Here is a 20,925-nt window from a genome sequence, read left to right as displayed (position 1 = left end):
CCGCCGACCCTCCGCCCGTACCCGAGGAGTCCTCCGACGTGCCGACCTCTCCCGACCTGCTCCTGCCGACCGACCCGGGCGTCCGGGCCATCGCCCGCGAGCTGTACGCCCTCGCCGGCCCGCAGCCGATCATCTCGCCGCACGGGCACGTCGACCCGGCGCTGCTGGCCGAGGACCGGCCCTTCCCGGACCCGGCCCGGCTGCTGATCGTGCCCGACCACTACCTCACCCGGATGCTGCTCAGCCAGGGGGTGCCGCCGGCCACGCTGGGCGTGCCCAGCGTCGACGGCACACCGGTGGAGACCGACGGCCGGACCATCTGGCGGCGCTTCGCCGACCACTGGCACCTGTTCCGGGGCACCCCGTCGCGGCTGTGGCTGGAACGCACCTTCAGCGAGGTGTTCGGGGTGGACACCGCGCTCACCCCGGCCACCGCCGACGCCGTCTACGACGAGGTGGCCGCCCGGCTGGCCGAGCCGGAGTTCCGGCCCCGGGCGCTGTTCACCAGGTTCCGCATCGAGGTGCTCGCCACCACCGAGTCCCCGCTGGACGACCTCGCCGCGCACGCCAAGCTCGCCGCCGACGGCTGGGGCGGGCCGGGCGGCCGGGTGGTCACCACCTTCCGCCCCGACAACGTCGTCGACATGGAGTTCGACGGCTGGGCCGACAACGTGGCCCGGCTCGGCGAGGTGGCCGGCGTCGACACCGGCACCTACGCCGGCTACCTGGACGCGCTGCGGGCCCGCCGGGCGGCGTTCGTCGCGGCCGGCGCGACCTCCTCCGACCACGGCCACCCCACCGCCCGGACCCTGGCGCTCGACGCCGACGAGGCGGCGCGGCTCTACGACCGGGGCCGGCGCGGGCTGGCCGACGCCGCCGACGCCGAGGCGTTCCGGGCGCACATGCTCGTGGAGTTCGCCCGGATGTCGCTGGACGACGGTCTGGTGCTGCAACTGCACCCCGGCGCCGTGCGCAACCACAACCGCAAGCTGTACGCCACCCACGGCCGCGACGTCGGCGGGGACGTCCCGCACGCCACCGAGTACGTGCACGCGCTGGCCCCGCTGCTCGACGCGTACGGCAACGACCCGCGCCTGCGGGTGGTGCTCTACACCCTCGACGAGTACACGTTCACCCGGGAGCTGGCCCCGCTGGCCGGTGGCTACGCCGCGCTCTACCTCGGCGCGCCCTGGTGGTTCCTGGACTCCCCGGAGGTGCTGCGCCGGTTCCGGGAGGCGGTCACCGAGTCCGCCGGGTTCTACAACACCGCCGGGTTCGTCGACGACACCCGCGCGTTCTGCTCCATCCCGGTCCGCCACGACGTGGCCCGCCGGATCGACGCCGGGTTCCTGGCCCGTCTCGTCGCCGAACACCGGCTGAGCGAGGACGAGGCCGCCGAGACGGTCGTCGACCTGGCGTACCGGCTGCCCAAGAAGGTCTTCAAGTTCGGGGAGTCCGCATGAGCACCAGGATCACCGACGTCGACGTGCACGACGTCCGGTTCCCGACGGCGGCGGCCGGCGACGGCTCCGACGCGATCAACCGGGGTGACTACTCGGCCAGCTACGTCGAGCTGCGCACCGACGGCGGCCCGACGGGTGCCGGGTTCACCTTCACCAACGGCCGGGGCAACGAGATCACCTGCGCGGCGATCGGGGCCCTCGCCCACCACGTGCGGGGACGCACCGTCGCCGAGATCGCCGCCGAGCCGGTGGCGTTCTGGCGCTCGCTCACCGCCGACGTGCAGCTGCGCTGGCTGGGGCCGGAGAAGGGGGTCATCCACATGGCCGCCGGGGCGCTGGTCAACGCGGTCTGGGACCTGCGGGCCAAGCTCGCCGGCAAGCCGATGTGGCGCTACCTCGCCGAGCTGTCCACCGACGAGCTGGTCGCCAACGTCGACTTCCACCACATCACCGACGCGCTCACCCCCGACGAGGCGGCCACCCTCCTGGACAAGGGGCTGGTCGGGGCGGCGGACCGGCTCGCCGTGCTGGAGCAGGACGGTTTCCCGTCGTACACCACCTCGGTGGGGTGGTTGGGGTACCCGGACGACAAGGTGCGGGCGCTGACCCGCGAGGCGTACGCCCGGGGGTGGCGGGCGATGAAGATGAAGGTCGGCGGCCCGCCCGCCGACGACCTGCGCCGGGCGCGGATCATCCGGGCCGAGATCGGCCCGGACGCGCTGCTGATGATGGACGCCAACCAGGTCTGGGACGTCGACGAGGCGATCACCAACATGACCGCGCTGGCCGAGGTCGACCCGTACTGGATCGAGGAGCCGACGCACGCCGACGACGTCCTCGGCCACGCCCGGATCGCCCGCGCGGTGACCGCGTCAACCGGCGGCCGGTGCCGGGTCGCCACCGGCGAGGTCGCCGCCAACCGGGTGATCTTCAAGCAGCTCCTCCAGGCCGAGGCGATCGGGGTGATGCAGATCGACGCCTGCCGGGTCGCCGGGGTCAACGAGGTGCTGGCGGAGCTCCTGCTGGCCGCGAAGTTCGGGGTGCCGGTCTGCCCGCACGCCGGTGGCGTCGGCCTCTGCGAGTACGTGCAGCACCTGGCGATCTTCGACTACCTGCGGGTCGGCACCAGCCTGGACGGGCGGATGGTCGAGTACGTCGACCACCTGCACGAGCACTTCGTCGACCCGGTCCGCACCCGGGGCGGCCGGTACCTGCTGCCCACCGCCCCCGGCTACAGCGCCGCCATGCGCCCCGAGTCGATCGCGCGGTTCCGGTTCCCGGACGGCCCGGTGTGGCGGTGAACGGGGGCACCGACCGGCTGGGCCTGGCCACCCTGCGCCGGCTGCCCGAGCAGAGCCGACCGCTGATCCGGCCCGGCACCGTGCCGGCCGGCATCGTCCACCTCGGACTGGGCGCGTTCCACCGGGCCCACCAGGCGGTCTGCACCGAGGCGGCGGTCGACGCGGCCGGCGGCGACTGGGGCATCGTCGGGGTCGCCCCGCGCAGCACCGAGTTGGTCGAGGCGCTCGCCGCCCAGGATGCGCTGTTCAGCGTCACCACGCTGGCCGCCGACCGGTCCGCGACCCGGGTGGTCGGCGCGCTGGCCGGGGTCCGGCACGCGGCCAGCGACCCGGCGGCGGTGGTCGCGCTGCTCGCCGACCCGGCGATCCGGGTGGTGACGCTGACGGTGACCGAGAAGGCGTACCGGCTCGACCCGGTCTCCGGGGCGTTGCGGGCCGACGACGAGCTGACCCTCGACCTGACCACCGACCGGCCCCCGGTCACCGTGCCCGGCCTGCTGGTGCGCGGGCTGCTCGCCCGCGCCGCCGCCCAGGCGGGGCCGGTCGCGCTGGTCAGCTGCGACAACCTGCCGTCCAACGGGCGTCGACTGCGCGGCCTGGTGCAGCAGTCGCTGGCGCTGGCCGGGGTGCCGGACGCCGTCCAGGACGCCCTCGCCGGGCAGGTGAGCTTCCCCGGCACGATGGTGGACCGGATCGTCCCGGCCAGCACCGCCGCGACGCTGGCGAACGCCCGCGCCGCGCTGGGGGTCACCGACCTGGCGGCGGTGGCCGCCGAGCCGTACCTCCAGTGGGTCGTCGAGGACGACTTCCCCGGCGGGCGGCCCCGGTGGGAGCAGGCCGGCGCGGTGCTCACCACCGACGCCGGCCCGTGGGAGCGGCTGAAGCTGCGCGGCCTCAACGGCGTCCACTCGGCGGTGGCCTACCTGGGGGCGGTGGCCGGCTGCGAGACGATCGCGGACGCGCTGGCGCTGCCCGGCCTGACCGACGTGCTGCGCCGGTTCGTCGCCGACGACGTGGCCGGAAGCTTCACCCCGCCCGAGGGGACGACCGTCGTCGGGTACGGCGACGAGGTGCTGGCCCGGTTCGCCAACCCGGCGATCCGGCACCGCACCCTCCAGGTGGCGATGGACGGGTCGCAGAAGCTGCCGCAGCGGGTCCTGCACACCGCCGCCGACCTGCGCGCCCAGGGCCGTCCGGCGTACTGGTCGGCGCTGGTCGTGGCGGCCTGGCTGCGGTTCCTCGACGGGCGGGCCGACGACGGCACGGTGCTGCCGCTCGACGACCCGCTGGCCGACCGGATCACCACCGCGCTCGCCGCCGCCGACGGCACGGCAGCCGGCACGGTCGGGGCGGTGTTCGCCCTGTCCGAGGTCGTCCCGGCCGCGCTCGCCTCCGACGACGGGTTCCGCGCCGACGTGGCCGGATGGCTCGGCGCGCTGCGTACCCACGGCGTGGCGACGGTCCTGTCGGGGGCGGCGTGACCGCCCCGGTGCCGCCGGCCGCCGCCGCTGGGCCCGCCGCCCGGGACGCTCCGGCCGGGCCCGGCGCGACGGCCGGACCCCGGGTGGCGATCGTCGGCGCGAACGGGCACGGCCGCTGGCACCGGCGCAGCGTCGCCGGGCTGCACGCGGCCGGACGGCTGCGGCTGGTGGCGCTGGTCGACGTGCGGCCGATCGAGGACGAGCCGGCCGCGCCGGTCCCGCCCGGGACCACCGTGCACACCGACCACCGGGAGATGCTCGCCGCCGCCCGCCCGGACGTGGTGATCGTCTGCACCCCGCCGCACACCCACCTGCCGATCGCCCTGGACGTCCTCGCCGCCGGTGCCGACCTGCTGCTGGAGAAGCCGCCGGTGCTGTCCACCGCCGAGCACCGGACGCTGGCCGGGGCGCTGGCCGCGACCGGCCGGGCCTGCCAGGTCGGTTTCCAGGCGCTCGGCTCGATGGCGCTGGCCGAGCTGTCGACCGCCCTCGGGCAGGGCCGGCTGGGCACCGTCACCGGCATCGGCACGGTCGCCTGCTGGCAACGCCCCGACGGCTACTACGCGCGGTCCCCGTGGGCCGGCCGACGCAGCCTGCACGGCCGGCCGGTGCTCGACGGCGCGCTGGCCAACCCGCTGGCGCACGCGGTGATGCAGTGCCTGGCGGTCGCCCAGACGGTGACCGGCGCGCCGGTACGGCCGGCGCGGATCGAGCTGGAGCGCTACCGGGTCCGCCCGATCGAGGTGGACGACACCGCCACGCTGCGCATCGTCACCCCGGGCGGGCCGCCGATCGTGGCGGCGGTGACGCTGGCCGGGGAGGACTTCGTCGCCGGGGAGGTGATCGTCACCGGCACCGCCGGGCGGGCGGTGCTGGAGTATCCGACCGACCGGTTGCTGCTGCCCGGCGACCCGCAGCCCCGGGAGGTGCCGGGGCGGCGGGGGCTGCTGGAGAACCTGCTCGCCCACCGGGCCGACCCGGCCGGCACCCCGCTGATCGCCCCGCTGGCCCGCACCGCGCCGTTCACCGCCGTGCTGGAACAGGTGCAGCGCGCCCCCGAACCGACCCTGCTCGGCGGCGACCTGGTCACGGTCACCGGCAGCGGGCCGGAACGGGTGGTGACGGTGCCCGGGATCAACGCGGCGCTGCGCCGGGCCGCCGAACAGGGCGCGCTGCTGTCGGAGCTGGCGGTGCCGTGGGCGGTGCCGCCGGTGCGGATCCCCCTGGCGGCGCTGGACGACTGACGCACCATCCACCACCACCCTGCGGAGACTCCCATGCGTCCACGCACCACCGGGGCGGCCCTGGTCGCCCTCGCCCTCCTGCTCACCCCGGGCACCGCCGCGTACGCTGCGCCACCCGACGGGCCGCCCCGGGCCGTCGAACTGTTCGCCCGGCAGACCCTGCCGGCCGGCGACGGCTGGGCGTCCGAGGGCCCCGGCACCACCGGCGGCGCGGCGGCCGGCCCGGACCAGGTCCACCTGGTCCGCAGCCGGGCCGACCTGGTCCGGGCGCTGGGCGGCGACAACGCCACCAACAAGAGCAACGCCACCCCGAAGGTGATCGTCGTGGACGGCACCGTCGACGGGTTCGCCGCCGACGACGGCCACCTGCTCGGCTGCGCCGACCTGGCCGACCCGGAGTACAGCCTGCCGGCCTACCTGGCCGCGTACGACCCGGCGGTGTGGGGCATGGTGCCGCCGACCGGGGCGTTGGAGGCCGCCCGGGTGCGGTCGGTGGCCAACCAGACCCGGCAGACGCAGATCAACGTCGGGCCGAACACCACCATCGTCGGGCGGCGCGGGGCGGTCCTCACCGGGCTGACCCTGATGATCGACGGGGCCAGCAACGTCATCGTCCGCAACCTGACCTTCGACGACGCCCGGGACTGCTTCCCGGCCTGGTCCCCCACCGACGGCGCGACAGGCAACTGGAACTCCCAGTACGACCAGGTCTCGGTACGCCGCAGCGAGCACGTCTGGGTCGACCACAACACCTTCACCGACGGCGACAACCCGGACAGCGGGCAGCCGGTGTACTTCGGCCGGCCCTACCAGGTGCACGACGGGTCGCTGGACGTCACGCACACGGCCAGCCTGGTGACCGCCTCGTACAACCGGTTCACCGGGCGGGACAAGCTGATGCTGATCGGCTCGTCCAACACGGTCGGGCCGGACGTGGGCCGGTTGAAGGTGACGCTGCACCACAACCTGTTCGACCGGGTGCTCCAGCGGCTGCCCCGGGTCCGGTTCGGCCAGGTCGACGTCTACAACAACTGGTACCGGCTGGCCGGCGACGACTTCGTGTACGCGATCGGGGTGGGCGTGCAGTCCGCCGCGTACGTGGAGAACAACTTCTTCACCCTCGGTGCCGGCATCGCCGCCGGCGACCTGCTGTACGACTGGGGCGGCACCGCCGTCACCACCCGGGGCAACTGGGTGGACGCGCACGGCACGCTGCCCCGCCCGGTCGACCTGGTGGCCGCGTACAACGCGACCCACGACCCGGACCTCGGCGGCGACGCCGGGTGGACGCCGACCCTGCGCGCGCCGCAGGCGGTGCCCGCGCCGCTGGTGCCGCTCGTGGTGGGGCCGTTCGCCGGGGCCGGTCGACTGCCGTGGTGAGCAGCCCGCGTCGGGCCGCGCCGTCCGTCGGCTCGGCCCGACCACGGGGTCACCTCGGCAGGGTGAGCACCTCCGCGCCCTCGGCGGTGATGGCGATCGTGTGTTCGCTGTGTGCCGTGCGGCAGCCGGTGGCGCTGCGCAGCGTCCAGCCGTCGGCGTCGGTGACGAGGGTGGCGGTGTCGGCCATGACCCACGGTTCCAGGGCCAGCAGCAGGCCGGGACGCAGCCGGTAGCCGCGACCGGGCCGGCCGGTGTTGGACACGTGCGGGTCCTGGTGCATGGTGGACCCGACGCCGTGCCCGCCGAACTCGGTGTTGACCGGGTATCCCGCCGCGTGCAGGACCGTGCCGATGGCGTGCGAGAGGTCACCGACGCGTGCGCCGGGGCCGGCGGCGGCGATCCCGGCGCGCAGCGCCCGCTCGGTGGCGTCGATCAGCGCGACGCTCTCCGGGGGGCGGGTGTCGCCCACCAGGAAGCTGATCGCCGAGTCGGCGACCACGCCGCCGAGGGAGACGGCGAGGTCGAGGGAGAGCAGGTCGCCGTCGGCGAGCTGGTAGTCGTACGGCCGCCCGTGCAGCACCGCGTCGTTGACCGAGGTGCAGATGTAGTGGCCGAACGGTCCCCGGCCGAACGACGGCGCGTAGTCGACGTAGCAGGACGTCGCCCCGGCGTCGACGATCATCTGCTGCGCCCAGGCGTCGATCTCCAGCAGGTTGGTGCCGACCACGCTGCGGCCCTTCAGCGTCTGGAGGATCTCGGCGACCAGCGCGCCGGTGTCCCGTGCGCGCCGCACGTCGGTGGGGTTCAGGATCTCGATCATGCGGTGCCTTCCGTGGACCACCAATAAGTATCCCGGTCATGTTATCCCGGTACTAGAATCGCAGCCATGGTCAGGTTGCCGCTCACCCCCGCCGAGGTCGCCCGCGGACGACGCCTCGGCGCCCTGCTGCGCCGCGCCCGGGGCCAACGGTCGATGCTCGGCACCGCGCTGGCCGCCGGGCTGTCCCCGGAGACCCTGCGGAAGATCGAGTCCGGTCGGGTGGCCACCCCGGCGTTTCCGACCATCGCGGTGCTCGCCGACGTCCTCGGCCTCTCCCTCGACGCGGTCTGGTCGGAGATCAACCAGTCCGACGGCGCGATCGCCGTGCCCGACCCCGGCGAGCGGCTGGCCTCGTAGCCCCCCGACGCCTCCGGGGTGTACCCCCACCGGGCCGTCCCGGAGCCCGCTGCCCAGGGGTGGTGCCCGGCGGCCGGCCGGGACAGGGAGAATGGCCGGGTACGGTCGGGCTGCCGACCCCGGACGACGAGAACCAGCGGGAGGTGGACCCGGGTGGCCGGTGGACGCGACGTCGGCGCGGACCGGCCCGAGCCGGTAGCCGGCAGCCGTCCCGCGGACGACCCGACCGGCACGGCGCTGCGGGCCGGCACCCCGCAGCCACCCGCCGACCCGGCAGCTCAGGCCGACCCGGCAGCTCGGGCCGGCACGGGCGGTGAAGGCGGTGCGCCGTCGGCGTTCCGGACGGCGCTGGCCGCCGACCCGGCCCAGCTCTCCCCCGCCCGGGAGGCGCTGCGGGCGTGGCTCACCGGGGCCGGGGTCGAGGAGGCGGACGTGGAGGTGGTGCTGATCGCCGTCGGGGAGGCGTGCGCCAACGCCATCGAGCACGGCTACCGGTTCGCGCCCGGGGCGAGCGTCACCGTGTCGGCCCGGCTGCGCGCCGGGCGGCTGGAGGTCGAGATCCGCGACACCGGCGGCTGGCGCGAGGGCCCGTCGCAGGGCGGCGACCGGGGTCGGGGACGACTGATCATGGCCCGGTTGATGGACGAGGCCCAGCTCGACGGCACCCCCGACGGGACGACGGTTCGCCTGGTCAAGCACCTTTCCGGCCGGGAATGAAGCGGTCACATGCCCGACGACGGGGTCGGACCGACAGTGAAGATCGGCTATAAGTAGGCGATGGAGTTCCCGCCGTACCTCGCCACCATGCCGATGCACGCGATCACCGAGCTGCACGGCGAACCGGGCCTGCTCGCCCGGTTCCGGCTGGAGTTGCCGGGCTTCGCCACGGCCGACCGGGACCGGCTGACCGAAGCCCTCGACCTGGCCGCCGAGCTGCACCGCGACGACCGGCGGTCCCGCGAGCCGTACCTCAACCACCTGCTGCGGGTGGCGATCCGGATGACGCACCACTACCAGGTGCGCGACCCCGACGTGATCGTCGCCGGGCTGCTGCACGACGCGGTGGAGGACCATCCGGGCGAGCTGGCCGGCGCGGGGGCGGCCGACCCGACGGCGGCGGCGCTGGCCGCGCTGGCCGACCGGTTCGGCGCCCGGGTGGCCCGCCTGGTCGCCGCGGTCACCAACCCGGTGTACGACCCGGAGCGCGACCCGCACGTGCAGTACCGCGAGCACGTCGCGGCCAGCCTGGACCGGGAACCCTGGGCCCGGGTCATCAAGGTCTCCGACTTCACCGACAACGGTGTGGGCGTGGTCTACGCCGTCGGACCGAAGGTGGCCCGCTCGGCGGCGAAGTACCGGCCGCTGGTGCCGGTCTACCGGGAGCTGATCGCCCGGCCGGACACCCCGCTGTCGGCACCGGTGAAGCGGCACATCTTCGCCCAGCTCGACCTGGCCGAGGAACGGTTCAGCGCGATCCTCGACCACCCCAACTGACCCCGCCCCCGCCGCGACGGCCGGGCCGGTGACGGCAGGCCGGGGGCGGTGCCGCGACGACGGGTGGGCGCGACGGCGGGCCGGGTGGCGGCGCGGACGCTCAGCGCAGCGCGCCGCCGGGCGGGACGGCCACCCCGCCGCCACCGAGGACGGCGTGCAGCCGGTGCCGCAGGTCGGGCAGCCGCTGCGGGGTGTCGCGCAGCAGCAGGCAGACCGGTTCCCGGGCACCGGCCGACACCCCGCCCACCACGTCGAGCAGCGTGCCGAGCTGACCGGGTGGCTCGTCGGCCAGCAGCAGGCCGGCGTCGGTCACCTCGAGGGTGAGCGGGCCGGCGTCGAGCCGGTCGGCCAGCACGTCGGCGAGGGCGTCCCAGTTGCGGCCGAAGTGGCCGGGCAGGCCGAGGGCGTCGGTGAGCGCGTCGAACAGCGCGGGGCGGGTACGGGCCGCCGCCCCGGCCACGGTGACCGACGGCGTCGGGTGCCCCGCCGGGCGGGCCTCGTCGGTCACCCGTAGCCAGCCCGGCTGGCGCTGTCCGGTCATGGTGCATCCTCCTGCTCGACGGGGCGGGCCGGCGGACCGGCCCGCCCCGGTGGTCCTCGGTCAGATCCGGTAGAAGTTCGCGTAGTGGTCGGGAGAGAACCAGGTCGCCCCGCTGCTCTTGTTCACCACGATGCGGTACGCGTCCCGCGCCGCGCCGGAGACCCGCGGGTAGACGTCGTACTCGTAGTAGGTGGCACCGGCGGGAAGCTGCCCCTCGTAGTTGTAGAACTGGCCGCCGGCGAAGTTCGACAGGCCACCGCTCCAGCTGTACCAGCCCCGGCTGGTCGGGAATCCCTTGGCCGACCAGCCGGAGCGGGCGGTGCGGGCGTCCGCGCAGCGGGACATCGTGCAGGAGCCGTATACCGCCGCCGACGCGGGGTCGGTCAGCCTCGGGGTCACCACGGACGGTCCGACGAGCAGCGCGGCGACCAGGGCGGTCAGCAGCGCGAGGATGCCGGGGACACGGCCGGGCCGGGGACGCGGGGTCGGGGCGGCGGCGGGGGTGACGGGGTTCGCGGAAGTGCTCAACGGGTCCTCCGGGTCGCGGGGGCCGACAGGAATGCATCGATCAGGATGGTTATCCCGATCAGCCACATTCTGGCGGTAGGCGAACCCCGCCGGCCAGAGGCCAGCCTGGCAACCGTGGATGAACGCACCATGATCGGCACGCCACCGTCGGCTGAAATGCCCGGTGGACGCAGGGCCGGGACCGGGCAGCCCCGTCGGCCGCCCGGTCCCGGTCGGGGTCAGCAGCCGATCCGGCTGGCGCCCAGGGCGACGTCGTCGTACCAGAGGGTGTCCGCGCCCTCGCCGTAGCTCTCCCAACCCAGTTTCAGGTCGGTCAGCCGGGGACGCCAGGTGCGGTTGTACCACTGGCTGTCGATGTCGTGGGTGGGCGTCCCGTCGGCGGTCAGCCCGGTGACTGCGGTGCCGTCGAGCCAGGTACGCAACTGGCCCTGGTTGCCGTCGACCATGAACTCCAGGCACGTCCAACGGCCGGTGGGCAGCGGCACGCTCAGCGCCACGCCGGACGGGCTCTGCTCGGGCAGGGTCGCGTCGTCGGAGGCCCGGTTCCACTGCAACGCGCCGTTCTGGCCACCCATCCGCAGGTCCTTGTTGCCGTCGGCGGCGTCGGTCATGGCCATGATGGTGACGTGCTGGGTCGGCAGTGCGGTGGTGTGGCGCAGCCAGATCCGGCCGTACCGGACGGTGCCCACCGCGCTGAGATCCCTGGTGGAGCGCACGAAGACGTGGTTGCAGTAGCCCTGCGCGCCGTCGATGCGCAGCGAGCGGCTGCCGCTGTGCGTGGTCGCCGTGTCCACCGAGGCCCGGCCCGTCCCGGAGCAGTCCGGGTTGACCACGCTCCAGTCGCCGGCCGGCGTGCTGCCGGTCTGGTTCTCGAAGCCGTCGCAGAGCACCGCCCCGGCACACCCGGCCGGCGGCGGCGTGGTGGGCGGCGGCGTCGTGGGGGGCGGGGTGGTCGGGGGCGGGGTCGTCGGGGGCGGGGTGGTCGGCGGCGGCGTGGTCGGCGGAGGCGTCGTCGGGGGCGGGGTCGTGGGCGGCGGCGTGGTGGTCGGCGGCGGAGCGCCGTTGCACGGTACGCCGTTGAGCGTGAACCCGGTCGGCGCGGCGGAACCCGAGGTGCTGGTGCCCTGGACGCCGAACTCGGTGGAACCGCCGGCCGGGACGCTGCCGTTCCAGGCGGCGTTGCGGGCGGTGACCGTCGTACCGGACTGGCTGACCGTGGCGTTCCAGCCGCCGGTGATCCGCTGCCCGCCCGGGTAGGACCAGGTGACGGTCCAACTGCTCAGGGCGGTGTCGCCCGGGGAGACCCGGACGTTGGCGGTGAAGCCGCCGGTCCACTCGTTGGGCTGGTAGTCGATCCGGCAGCCCTGGGCCGCCGAGGCGGTGCCGGCGAGCACGGTGGTGACGGCGGCAGCCACCGTGGCGGTGGCGGCCACGACGGCGGTGATACGGGTACGGGAGATCCTCACAGGGGTCCTTCCGGCTGGCCGTCGGTGTGGACCGACGGCGCGGGAGCAGTGACGTCGCTCGCGCGTCGACGCGCCGTGTCGGCACGTGGACAACAGCCCGGCTCAGGCCAAACAGCCGCCCGGCAACCCGGCGGCGCCCCGGACCCAATGTAGTGATGGTTGCCTATGGAAACAAGTCCACCGTCGAGGTGCGCCGGTGGCCGATCAACCGGGCCCTCCCGCTGATCTCGTCGACGGGTACGACGGCATCCACCAGAGCGCGCACGGCAAACTCGGTCGGTTGCTCTGAGCAGAGCACCGCCTTGCCCAGGGCATGCGCGTAGCCCACCTCGATGCAGACACTGACTCCGGTGTAGCCACCACTCGCGATCACGTAGACCGCATCGGACCTGGCGACCTTGGCGAGGAACTCATGGGTCAGCCGGAACTTGTCCGCCTCCACGACCACGACGTGCTCCTCGTTGTAGTCGAATCGCGGGGTGTAGACGGTGAGTCCCACCGCCTGCAACGCATCGGCGGCGCGCTGTGCCAGATCGTAGAACTTCGAGCTGCTGCACACCGTCACCGAAGAAATCACGCTACCTCCATCACCTGCTGCGATTTCCCCACATTCTCCACTCTCCGCCGGCAGGTCAGGCGGCTTTGAAGACCGTGTCGAGGTGCCACTCCAGGAACTCGGCGCGGGGTCGGTCACCGCGCCGTTCGGGCACACCGATCTGCGTGCCCGCCCTGGCGTAGAACTGGTCGCCGTTGCCGAATTCGCTACGCAGCCGAGGGCTGACCAGCAGTCGGTATTTCGGATCCACGCCGAGGTAACCCCTGTCGAACAGGATGTGGACATCCGACTTGAGCAACAACCCGTTGTCGACGCGGTGCTCCCCACCCACCGGCAGCGGCCGGATGTGTGCCGCCTGCAGGACCGGTCGCACCCGGTTACCGGTGATGGCGCACCGTCGTTCGTAGGCACCGAGCACCACCGCCTTGAACGACTGCTGACCCAGACGTTGCGGCACCAGTCGGGGGTCGCCGTACACCGGGCCAGGCCGGTGCCACGGTGCCGCCAGGTCGAGTTCGACGGTGGTGCCGATGAGACGGTGGATCAACAGTTCGAAGTATCCGGTGACCGCGGCGTCGGCCAGGTCGTACGTCTTGCCCTGCACCACGTTGGAGGCGAAACCGGGTGGCGGGTCGACGGTCGAGTCGTCGGGAAAGAAGACCGCGTCCCGGACGAAGATGCCGCCGATGACCGGGTCTTCGTCGAGGCCGATCGGCTGACGTCGGTAACGCCCGACACTGCGACGCATGTCATCGAGGCTGGCGACTCCATTGGCCTCGCCGAACAGTTCCCACGCCTCCGAGATCCGCAACTGCGTGAATCCGCTGAAGAAGCCTCCGCCGACCACCCGGTTGAGCGGGTAGTGAGCCTTGAAGAAGAACGGCTCACCTACGGTCAGCGCCCGGAACCCCCCGCCCGACGGCCGCCAGAAGTTGACTTCGGTCAGGCCCGGACGCGCAGCCAGGTAGCGATACCACTTCTCGTCCGTCACCCCGACGAATGCCTTCACACCGAAGAGGATTCACCGAAGATGATCTCGCCGCCACCAACCGAACGGCCATCTCGGGAATTGACAGTCCACAGCTCCGGGGACCCCCGGCCGGTCGACACGATCGGATCGACCGGCCGGGTACAAGCTCAGCGACCAGCGGTGAGGCTGGCGCAGTCCGTCTCGTCGGGCAGCAGCGGGCGGAGGGTGACCGTCCAGGGCTTCCCGCCGGAGGTCCACGGGGTAGCGGCGTTGGCCTTGCCGGCGGTGGCGATCAACTGCTGCACGGCAGCACCGGTGACCGTCACACAACCGAGGTCGAGACCCTCGCCGAGGCTGGCCCCGGGCAGCACCGGGCCGGGCCACTCCATCCTGGGCTGCTTCGCGGTCTCCGGTGTGGCGACCCACGGCCCGGCCACCGCCGCGATGGCGGTCGGCTGGTACGGCTGCGTCGCCGCGCTCCCCGGGTCGGTCAGCTTGTCGGCGAAGGTCCGCAGTTTCTCCCGGGCGGCCTGCTGGGCGGGGGTCAGGCCGGCCTCGGGACCGGTCGCCTCGCCCAGGGCGTAGACCTCCAACTGCTCGCTGCCGACCGTTCCCCGGATGGTGAACCGGGTGGTGGTCACGTCGGTGATCTTCGGCGTGCCCACGTCGACCGCACCGCCCACCCCGGCCGCGCGGGCCTGCTCGACCAGCTTCGCCACCTCAGCCTTGCTGATCGTGCGGACCTGGACGTTGGGCAGCGCCGGTCCCGGATAACTGAGGACGGTCGGCCCCTGCGTGATCACCCGGCCGTCGGCGTAGACGCTGACGGACGGCAGCCGGGTCACGTTCGTCTCGGGCCGCACGAAGCCGCCCGTCTGGTCGATCCGCAGCACCGGCACGTTGGCGGGAAGAGAAGTCGGTGCCGCATCGGGCGCGATGCCCGCCCCGTCCTGCCCCGCACAGGCAGCAGTGAGCAGAAGCACCGGCACGACCGCCACCCACACACCTCGAAAACTCGTCATACCCCTTGGACGCCCCCAGACCCCCCACGGCTCCCCCCACTTTTCCGACTCCTTCCCGACTCCGCCCCGCTGATCAAGACGCCTGCCCAGCTCAACCAGCCCCACTCATGATCAAGTTGCCGAAATGCAGACGACACGCCGAGCACGGTGCGACAAATCGCAATACGATCTTGGCGCTTCGCGGCAGAGCCCCGGAGCACGTGGGGGCCTGCCCACAAAGGGGGTGGCGTCCACGGGGGCGACACGTGGAGGCCGTGCGATCAAGCTCGACCTCCCGAGGCGGGCAAGCGCCGCCAGGTGAAAGTGAGGCGTGGACGACTTACGGGGCGCGCGAACCCGCCATGCGCCCGGTGATCAAGAGGTTCGCGTCATCAGGAAGATCAGAATTGACACGAACTTCTTGATCACCCGGGCAGATCGAATCGGGCGGAGCGGAGCAGGGCGGCGGGCCAGGGAGGCGGGTCAGGGTTCGCGCATCCAGAGCTTCGGGTCGTTGACGAAGACGCCCTTGCCCTGCTGCCGTCGAATGATCCGCAGCGCTTCCAGCCGGGCGTAGGACATCTGCACGGTCCCATGGCTGACCTCGTACTTCTGGCGCAGCTCGGCAATCGAGGGCAACTTGTCCCCCGCCTTCAACCTCTTGGCTCTGACGTCGGCGATCACATCATCGGCGATGCGCCAGTAGTCCGGCACTTCTCGCATGGCACTCCTCGCGTGGCAACCCGATTCGATCACACCGCGACGCACCTAACAAGCAGCGTTGACTCATCCAGCATGTCTAGATATGTTGGATACCGAACCGCTCCTCGCGTGGCAACGAGAGAGGGGTTTCCCCCGGTCGGGGCGGGTGTGCGCCCGCCCCGACCCCGTCCGGCTGCCCTGTCGTCGTACCGCCGAAGTGGGCTGCGACCGCCGAGCGGGCGGGTCGTCCGCAGCCGGCGGCGGACGACCCGCCCTCCAGCACCGCCGAAAGGACCCCTCCGCCCTCCAGCACCGGAAAGGACCCCCGTGGCCCAGGTGTATCGCGGTGGCCAGCCCTACGGGACCGGTCACCCGGCCCTACTGACCCCCCACGAGGTACGCACCCACGAGTTCCCGACCCGCCGACGCGGCGTCGACCCCGCCGAGGTACGCCGGTTCCAGTCCCGGCTGGCCGACGAACTGGCCGCCCTGCACCAGGAGATCCGCGCCCTCGCCCAGGAGAACGACCGGCTCAAGCGGGCCCTGCGCGACTGGCAGAGCCGGCACGCGCGGGACTGCCCGCCCACGAACGGCGGGCACTGGTGAACGAACGCCCCCGCCCCGGCGACCTGCTGATCGTCGACCGGGCCGCCTCGGTGCAGTTCACCGGGGAACGTGCCCTGCGGCTGCGGGTGGTGTCGGTGTCCGACCGGCCCACCTACGACGGATGGGTCTGGCTCACCGGCTACGTGCTCGACCGGCGCGGCGAGGCCACCGCCAAACGGGAGGTCTTCGTCCGACTCGCCGGCCTGCGCCACGCCCCCACCACGACGCCGCCGTCCCGGGCCGGCCAGCACAAGGAAACGCGGGTGCCCCAGCGGGCACTCCCCTGGTCGGCATCCGGCGGTCAGGCGCTGGACGCCTCCTCGGCAGAATGCCGTTCCGGCTGACCCTGGCGGGCGCGCAGGAACGGGCCGAGGCCCGAACCGTCCTCGGTGGCCAGGAACGCGCCACGGGCGGTCAGCAGCGTCTCGTCGGCATGTGCCATGCAGCCCCACGCCGTGTCGCCCCACGAGTCGGCGAGCTTGACCTCGGCCGGTTCGGGGCAGGGCTCGCCGCGCCGGCCGCCGATCTGGCAGCGGGCGGGCGCGCCGCCGCGCCGACCGGCCGCCTCGGCGGCCTCCCGGATCAGCGAGAACCGCGCCTCACCGCCCGCCTGCGGGTCACGCTCCTGCTGCGGTACGGCCTGCCGCTGCCCGAAGGCGACCACGTTGCCGTCGGGGTCGGTGACCCGGCACTCGCCGCCCGGCGCATGTTCCGGGTAGCCGGCCTTCCGCACGGGGTGCCCGGCGGCGGTGAGCCGTTCGGCGGTCGCCGTCAGGTCCTCGACGTACAGGTAGAGCAGCAGGGGCAACTCGACGGTGACCAGGCGCGGGGTGACCGCCGCCAGCAGCAGCGTCAACTCCCCACACCGCAGGTACGACCAGCGTGATCCGCCGTCGCCGCCGGCCCGGATCTCGGTGTAGCCGAAGTTCTCGTAGAACCGTCGGGCCGCGTCGGCGTCCGCCACGTACAGCACCGGCACCTGGGCCCGCACACCATTTTGCACGGCGTCACTCTAGTCACCGGTGATCGACGACTCACGTCTTGCAGATCGGGTTTTTCCGCCTGCCGGGTCGCCCCTGGTCAGCCGGCCAGGGTGGCGTACCGGCCGGCGCGGGCCAGCAGCGTCTCGTGGGTGCCGGACTCGACGATCCGGCCGTGGTCGAGCACCGCGATCTGGTCGGCGTGGCGCACCGTGGAGAGCCGGTGCGCGATGGTGATCACCGTACGGCCCTCGGCGAGGGTGTCGAAGGCCCGTTGCACGGCCCGCTCGGTCTCGGTGTCCAGCGCGCTTGTCGCCTCGTCGAGCACCAGCACCCGGGGGTCGCGCAGCAGCGTACGGGCGATCGCCAGGCGCTGCTTCTCGCCGCCGGAGAAGCGGTGGCCACGGGAGCCGACGACCGTGTCGTAGCCGTCGGGCAGGGCGGCGATCAGGTCGTGGATCTGCGCGGCGCGGGCGGCGTCCTCCAGTTGGGCGTCGGTGGCGTCGGGGCGCGCGTACCGCAGGTTCTCGCGGATGGTGGTGTGCAGCAGGTAGGTCTCCTGGCTGACCACGCCCACGACGGCGGCCAGGTCGGTCAGCCGCAGGTCACGCAGGTCGACGCCGTCGATGGTGATCCGGCCGGCGTCCGGGTCGTGCAGCCGGCTGACCAGTGCGGCGAGCGTGCTCTTGCCGGAGCCGGTCTCGCCGACCAGGGCGAGGCTGCTGCCGGCCGGGACGTCGAGGCTGATGCCGGCGACGGCGGCGGTGTCGCTGCCCGGGTAGCTGAAGGTGACGTCCTCGACGCGCAGGTGCCCGCGCACCCGGGCCGGGTCGATGGTCACCGGCCGGGCCGGGTCGTCCACCTCCACCGGCAGGTCGAGGTACTCGAAGATCCGGGCGAACAGCGCCAGCGAGGCGGTCAGCGTGACGCCCACGTTGAGCAGCCCCATCAGTGGCCGGAACAGGCCGCCTTGGAGGGCGGTGAAGGCGACCAGGGTGCCGATGCTGAGCGTGCCGGCGGTGCCGGGCAGGCCCGCGCCGAGGTAGATCACCGCCGGGATGGCGGCGAAGATGATCGTCATGGTGGCCATCCGCCACCGGCCGGCCAGTTCCGAGCGCAGCTCCAGGTCGACCAGCCGGGCCGAGCTGGCGGTGAACCGGTCGATCAGCGCGCCACCCGCACCGAGGGTCTTGCTGAGCTGCACGCCGCTGATCGACAGCCCCTCCTCGATGGTGACGTTGAGGTCGGCCAGCTCCCGCTGACGCTGGGCGGTGATCTCGCGGCGCATCGCGGCGACCCGGCGGGTCAGCCAGATGGCCGGCGGCAGCACCACCAGCGAGACCAGGGTGAGCCGCCAGGACAGCGCCACCATGGCGACCAGGGTGGCCACCACCGTGGTCAGGTTGGACGCGATCGAGGTGGCAGTCGAGGTGACGACGGTCTGCATGCCGCCGATGTCGTTGGTGATCCGCGACTGCACCTCGCCGGTGCGGGTGCGGGTGAAGAACGCGATCGACTGCCGGTGCAGGTGGGCGAAGACGTCGGTGCGCAGCCGGTGCATCACCAACTGCCCGACCCGGGTGGAGATCCAGGTCTGCGCCACGCCCAGCACCGCGGTCACGGCCGCGACGGCGATCATGCCGACGACCAGCCAGACCAGCAGGGTCAGGTCGCGTTCCGGCAGCGCCCGGTCGATCACCGCCCGCAGCAGGAACGGCGAGGCCATCGCGACGATCGACGACACCACGATGATCGCGGTGACCACGGCCAACTGACCCCGGTACGCGGTGAACAGCCGGCCGATGCGGCGCAGCGAGACGGCGCGGGCCTGGGACTTCTCGGCGGCACTGACGGTCCGGGGGGCGCCGCCGCGGCCCTCCCGGTGAGGATGCGTGGTGTCCAAGGGGGTCCTTCTTCCGTTCGGGGGACGATTACTGAGGTTACCTCATCATGAGGGAACAACAGCGATTGCTGCTACCGTATTCCGGTGACCGGTGCGCCATCCGACCCGCCGACCGATCCGGCCGCCCGCCCCGCCGGGCCGCCGACCGACCCGGCCGGGGAGAGCCTGGCCGAACTGTTCTGGGCGGTGGCCCGACGGCTGCGCCACCAGTCCCGCCGTACCCTCGAACCCTGGGACGTCAACCCCGGTCACGCCCGCGCCCTCGCGGTGCTCACCCGGCACGGCGCGATGCGGCTCAGCGCGCTGGCCGAACACCTGCACATCGCGCCCCGCTCCACCACCGAGGTCGTCGACGGCCTGGAGGAACGCGGGCTCGTCGCGCGCCGGCCCGACCCGGCCGACCGGCGGGCGACCCTGGTCGAGCCGACCGACGAGGGTACGCGGGTCGGCGCGGCCATCCGGACGGCCCGCGCGGCCGAGGCGGAACGCTTCTTCGGTCACCTCTCCCCCACCGACCACGCCGACCTCACCCGCATCCTGCGCACCCTGCGCGACTGACTGCGCCCCTCGTCACCCGCTCCGCCCGACCCCGACTCAGCCCTGCCCAACTCGACCCGACCCACCGACACTGCCCGACCAAGTGGCGGCCGACCCACCGACACTGCCCGACCAAGTGGCGGCCGACCCAGCCCCACCCGGCCCAGCCCTGCCGACCCAGCCCGGCCGACCCTGTCCAGCCCGAGTAGCGGCCGACCCCGCCCTGCCTGGCCCAGCCCTGCCCGACTCGCGCTTCGTCCGCTACTCGGCCGGCAGCTCGACCGGGTTCCCCGCATGTCGGATCCTGGAGGAGGGCCCGCGATCCGGGAGCCCGCGGGCCAGGAAGTCGGGGCCGGTGCGCCGACCAGCGGCGGCGCGGGCTGGCCCGGCGACGCGCGAGTCATCGGCCGGCGCGCCGGTCACCTATCAACCGCATCGCGGCGGGTGGCGAGGATGGCGCGTACCTCGTGGCGGACCGCGTCGGGCTCGTGGACCAGGCGGTGGCGGGCGAAGCGCACCACCAGGATGCCGACGGTGGCCAGCAGGGCGTCCCGGCGCAGGTCGATCTCGCGTTGGCGGGGATCGCCGTGGGTCGTCGCGCCGTCGAGTTCGATGTCCACCCGCTCCCGCTCGGCGTACACGTCGAGGTACATGGTGCGGCGGCCGACGACGATCCGGGCCTGCCTGCGGAACGCGGGCATCCCGGGGCCGGTGAAGACGTGGTCGTGTCCCCAGATCTCCAGCGGACTGCGGCATCCGGCGGCGAGCCGGTCGAGCAGGGTACGCAGCTGCGCACGGCCGGTCAGCCTCGGCACGGCGGCGAGCGCCGACGCGATCCGTGCCGGGGTGGTGAGCCGGTCGTTGACGGCCCTGATCACCGGGGCGGGGCGATCCAGCACGGGCAGCAGCGGCCAGGCGTCGACCAACGCCCGCTCCAACCGCACCACCGGACGACCACCCCGAATCAGCACCTGGGGTGGGACCAGGGCGAAACCCTCTCGATGGTGAATCTTCAGGTGTGCCCGGGGGCGGAGCCCGCAGCCGGCGACCACGTTCAGGCACACCGGTTCCCCGGCCGGCTGGCCGCGCACACCCCACGCGGCCAGCGCGGTGAGGCTACCCAGCGCCGCGCGCCCCTGCGCCCAGGCGAGCGCCGCACGGATGCGGTAGGCCACGTCGAGCAGTGCAAACGTCGAACCACCAGCCGGGTGGGCAGCGGCGGGAACGACGGCGGCGTCGACGTAGACGCCGGGCAGGACCCGTCGGATCTGGCCGACCCGATCAGCGTGGGCGAGCACCCAGGGTGGAACCACCTGCACCGCCGCCCGTCGGGTCAGCACGCCACCGCCCTGCTCGACGAGGGATCGCAGGACCGGGTTCATGTCCCGAGGCTGCCCTCCCGACCCGCACCACCTCCACCTTCCACCCTCTCCCTGTGGACGCCGACCCCCTTGTGGACAACCCCCAGGTCCACCGGAACCCTGCTATGGAGCCTCAAGATCGTATTGCGATTTGTTGCACTCTCCCCGGCGTGTCGTCTGCATCTCGGCAATTTGATCATGGGCTGGGCTGGGCTGGGCTGGGCTGGGCTGGGC

Annotated in this window: 22 protein-coding genes; 11 read left to right on the top strand and 11 right to left on the bottom strand. The window is 73.3% G+C overall.

Annotated features, from left to right (window positions below):
* Positions 1-38: 38 nt before the first annotated feature.
* The 5 genes from uxaC (at position 39) to B5D80_RS27680 (ending at position 6,869) form a co-directional block, all read left to right on the top strand.
* Positions 39-1,463, top strand: coding sequence for a glucuronate isomerase (uxaC, locus tag B5D80_RS27700; protein WP_088646893.1), 1,425 nt, complete (start codon positions 39-41; stop codon positions 1,461-1,463).
* Positions 1,460-2,764: an enolase C-terminal domain-like protein gene (locus B5D80_RS27695; RefSeq protein WP_088646892.1), complete on the top strand. Its 1,305-nt coding sequence runs from the start codon at positions 1,460-1,462 to the stop codon at positions 2,762-2,764. Before uxaC ends, B5D80_RS27695 begins: the two co-directional genes overlap by 4 nt.
* A complete protein-coding gene (locus B5D80_RS27690) occupies positions 2,755-4,245 on the top strand; it encodes a mannitol dehydrogenase family protein (RefSeq protein ID WP_088646891.1) in 1,491 nt (496 codons plus the stop codon). Before B5D80_RS27695 ends, B5D80_RS27690 begins: the two co-directional genes overlap by 10 nt.
* A gap of 83 nt (positions 4,246-4,328) precedes the next feature.
* Entirely contained in the window at positions 4,329-5,489 is a 1,161-nt protein-coding gene (locus tag B5D80_RS27685; protein ID WP_245855025.1) for a Gfo/Idh/MocA family protein, read from the top strand.
* A 33-nt stretch (positions 5,490-5,522) separates the two neighbouring features.
* Positions 5,523-6,869: a pectate lyase family protein gene (locus B5D80_RS27680; protein ID WP_088646889.1), complete on the top strand. Its 1,347-nt coding sequence runs from the start codon at positions 5,523-5,525 to the stop codon at positions 6,867-6,869.
* A 49-nt stretch (positions 6,870-6,918) separates the two neighbouring features.
* On the opposite strand, the gene map is transcribed toward B5D80_RS27680, so the two are convergent.
* Positions 6,919-7,689, bottom strand: coding sequence for a type I methionyl aminopeptidase (map, locus tag B5D80_RS27675; protein ID WP_088646888.1), 771 nt, complete (start codon positions 7,687-7,689; stop codon positions 6,919-6,921).
* A 66-nt stretch (positions 7,690-7,755) separates the two neighbouring features.
* Here map and B5D80_RS27670 point away from each other — a divergent pair, with 66 nt between their 5' ends.
* The 3 genes from B5D80_RS27670 to B5D80_RS27660 all read left to right on the top strand — a co-directional run bounded on the left by B5D80_RS27670 (position 7,756) and on the right by B5D80_RS27660 (position 9,540).
* Positions 7,756-8,046: a helix-turn-helix domain-containing protein gene (locus B5D80_RS27670; RefSeq protein ID WP_088646887.1), complete on the top strand. Its 291-nt coding sequence runs from the start codon at positions 7,756-7,758 to the stop codon at positions 8,044-8,046.
* A 153-nt stretch (positions 8,047-8,199) separates the two neighbouring features.
* Positions 8,200-8,763, top strand: coding sequence for an ATP-binding protein (locus tag B5D80_RS27665; RefSeq protein ID WP_245855020.1), 564 nt, complete (start codon positions 8,200-8,202; stop codon positions 8,761-8,763).
* A gap of 60 nt (positions 8,764-8,823) precedes the next feature.
* Entirely contained in the window at positions 8,824-9,540 is a 717-nt protein-coding gene (locus B5D80_RS27660) for an HD domain-containing protein (RefSeq protein WP_088646886.1), read from the top strand.
* 100 nt (positions 9,541-9,640) lie between these two features.
* Here B5D80_RS27660 and B5D80_RS27655 read toward each other — a convergent pair whose 3' ends face one another.
* The 7 genes from B5D80_RS27655 to B5D80_RS27625 form a co-directional block, all read right to left on the bottom strand.
* Entirely contained in the window at positions 9,641-10,081 is a 441-nt protein-coding gene (locus B5D80_RS27655) for a barstar family protein (protein WP_088646885.1), read from the bottom strand.
* Between the two features lie 60 nt (positions 10,082-10,141).
* Positions 10,142-10,534, bottom strand: a complete 393-nt coding sequence (locus B5D80_RS27650; RefSeq protein WP_088646906.1) for a ribonuclease domain-containing protein — start codon at positions 10,532-10,534, stop codon at positions 10,142-10,144.
* 293 nt (positions 10,535-10,827) lie between these two features.
* Positions 10,828-12,075, bottom strand: coding sequence for a cellulose-binding domain-containing protein (locus B5D80_RS27645; protein ID WP_245855019.1), 1,248 nt, complete (start codon positions 12,073-12,075; stop codon positions 10,828-10,830).
* Between the two features lie 163 nt (positions 12,076-12,238).
* Entirely contained in the window at positions 12,239-12,652 is a 414-nt protein-coding gene (locus B5D80_RS27640) for a TIR domain-containing protein (protein WP_144081781.1), read from the bottom strand.
* A gap of 55 nt (positions 12,653-12,707) precedes the next feature.
* Complete coding sequence (locus B5D80_RS27635) at positions 12,708-13,640, bottom strand: HNH endonuclease (RefSeq protein WP_088646883.1); 933 nt, start codon at positions 13,638-13,640, stop codon at positions 12,708-12,710.
* 128 nt (positions 13,641-13,768) lie between these two features.
* Positions 13,769-14,623 carry a hypothetical protein gene (locus B5D80_RS27630; RefSeq protein ID WP_088646882.1) on the bottom strand — a complete coding sequence of 285 codons (855 nt, stop codon included), beginning with the start codon at positions 14,621-14,623 and terminating at the stop codon, positions 13,769-13,771.
* A 462-nt stretch (positions 14,624-15,085) separates the two neighbouring features.
* Positions 15,086-15,325: a winged helix-turn-helix domain-containing protein gene (locus B5D80_RS27625; RefSeq protein WP_088646881.1), complete on the bottom strand. Its 240-nt coding sequence runs from the start codon at positions 15,323-15,325 to the stop codon at positions 15,086-15,088.
* Positions 15,326-15,631: 306 nt separating this feature from the next.
* Here B5D80_RS27625 and B5D80_RS34580 point away from each other — a divergent pair, with 306 nt between their 5' ends.
* Positions 15,632-15,910 carry a DivIVA domain-containing protein gene (locus tag B5D80_RS34580; RefSeq protein WP_245855017.1) on the top strand — a complete coding sequence of 93 codons (279 nt, stop codon included), beginning with the start codon at positions 15,632-15,634 and terminating at the stop codon, positions 15,908-15,910.
* Positions 15,907-16,254 (top strand): hypothetical protein, encoded by a 348-nt coding sequence (locus B5D80_RS34575; protein WP_342747139.1) that lies wholly within the window; start codon positions 15,907-15,909, stop codon positions 16,252-16,254. Before B5D80_RS34580 ends, B5D80_RS34575 begins: the two co-directional genes overlap by 4 nt.
* On the opposite strand, the gene B5D80_RS27610 is transcribed toward B5D80_RS34575, so the two are convergent.
* Together B5D80_RS27610 and B5D80_RS27605 are read right to left on the bottom strand one after the other, a co-directional pair.
* On the bottom strand, positions 16,212-16,913 hold the full coding sequence (locus B5D80_RS27610) for a VOC family protein (protein WP_088646879.1): 702 nt from the start codon (positions 16,911-16,913) through the stop codon (positions 16,212-16,214). The two genes, B5D80_RS34575 and B5D80_RS27610, sit on opposite strands and share 43 nt — an antisense overlap.
* 77 nt (positions 16,914-16,990) lie before the next feature.
* Complete coding sequence (locus B5D80_RS27605) at positions 16,991-18,793, bottom strand: ABC transporter ATP-binding protein (protein WP_088646878.1); 1,803 nt, start codon at positions 18,791-18,793, stop codon at positions 16,991-16,993.
* A 165-nt stretch (positions 18,794-18,958) separates the two neighbouring features.
* Between B5D80_RS27605 and B5D80_RS27600 the strand changes: the two genes are divergently transcribed.
* Positions 18,959-19,351 (top strand): MarR family winged helix-turn-helix transcriptional regulator, encoded by a 393-nt coding sequence (locus B5D80_RS27600; RefSeq protein WP_245855022.1) that lies wholly within the window; start codon positions 18,959-18,961, stop codon positions 19,349-19,351.
* Between the two features lie 398 nt (positions 19,352-19,749).
* On the opposite strand, the gene B5D80_RS27595 is transcribed toward B5D80_RS27600, so the two are convergent.
* Positions 19,750-20,712: an endonuclease domain-containing protein gene (locus B5D80_RS27595; protein WP_088646876.1), complete on the bottom strand. Its 963-nt coding sequence runs from the start codon at positions 20,710-20,712 to the stop codon at positions 19,750-19,752.
* Between the last annotated feature and the right edge of the window lie 213 nt (positions 20,713-20,925).

This window comes from Micromonospora wenchangensis (assembly GCF_002210435.1).
Classification (GTDB): Bacteria; Actinomycetota; Actinomycetes; order Mycobacteriales; family Micromonosporaceae; genus Micromonospora; species Micromonospora wenchangensis.
This window is presented reverse-complemented; position numbering and strand designations above follow the sequence as displayed.

Coding starts and splice junctions, on each gene's coding strand:
- B5D80_RS27680 (WP_088646889.1), top strand. CDS start 5,523: ATGCGTCCACGCACCACCGGGGCGGCCCTGGTCGCCCTCGCCCTCCTG.
- B5D80_RS27660 (WP_088646886.1), top strand. CDS start 8,824: ATGGAGTTCCCGCCGTACCTCGCCACCATGCCGATGCACGCGATCACC.
- B5D80_RS27655 (WP_088646885.1), bottom strand. CDS start 10,081: ATGACCGGACAGCGCCAGCCGGGCTGGCTACGGGTGACCGACGAGGCC.
- B5D80_RS27695 (WP_088646892.1), top strand. CDS start 1,460: ATGAGCACCAGGATCACCGACGTCGACGTGCACGACGTCCGGTTCCCG.
- B5D80_RS27630 (WP_088646882.1), bottom strand. CDS start 14,623: ATGACGAGTTTTCGAGGTGTGTGGGTGGCGGTCGTGCCGGTGCTTCTG.
- B5D80_RS27670 (WP_088646887.1), top strand. CDS start 7,756: ATGGTCAGGTTGCCGCTCACCCCCGCCGAGGTCGCCCGCGGACGACGC.
- B5D80_RS27595 (WP_088646876.1), bottom strand. CDS start 20,712: ATGAACCCGGTCCTGCGATCCCTCGTCGAGCAGGGCGGTGGCGTGCTG.
- map (WP_088646888.1), bottom strand. CDS start 7,689: ATGATCGAGATCCTGAACCCCACCGACGTGCGGCGCGCACGGGACACC.
- B5D80_RS27625 (WP_088646881.1), bottom strand. CDS start 15,325: ATGCGAGAAGTGCCGGACTACTGGCGCATCGCCGATGATGTGATCGCC.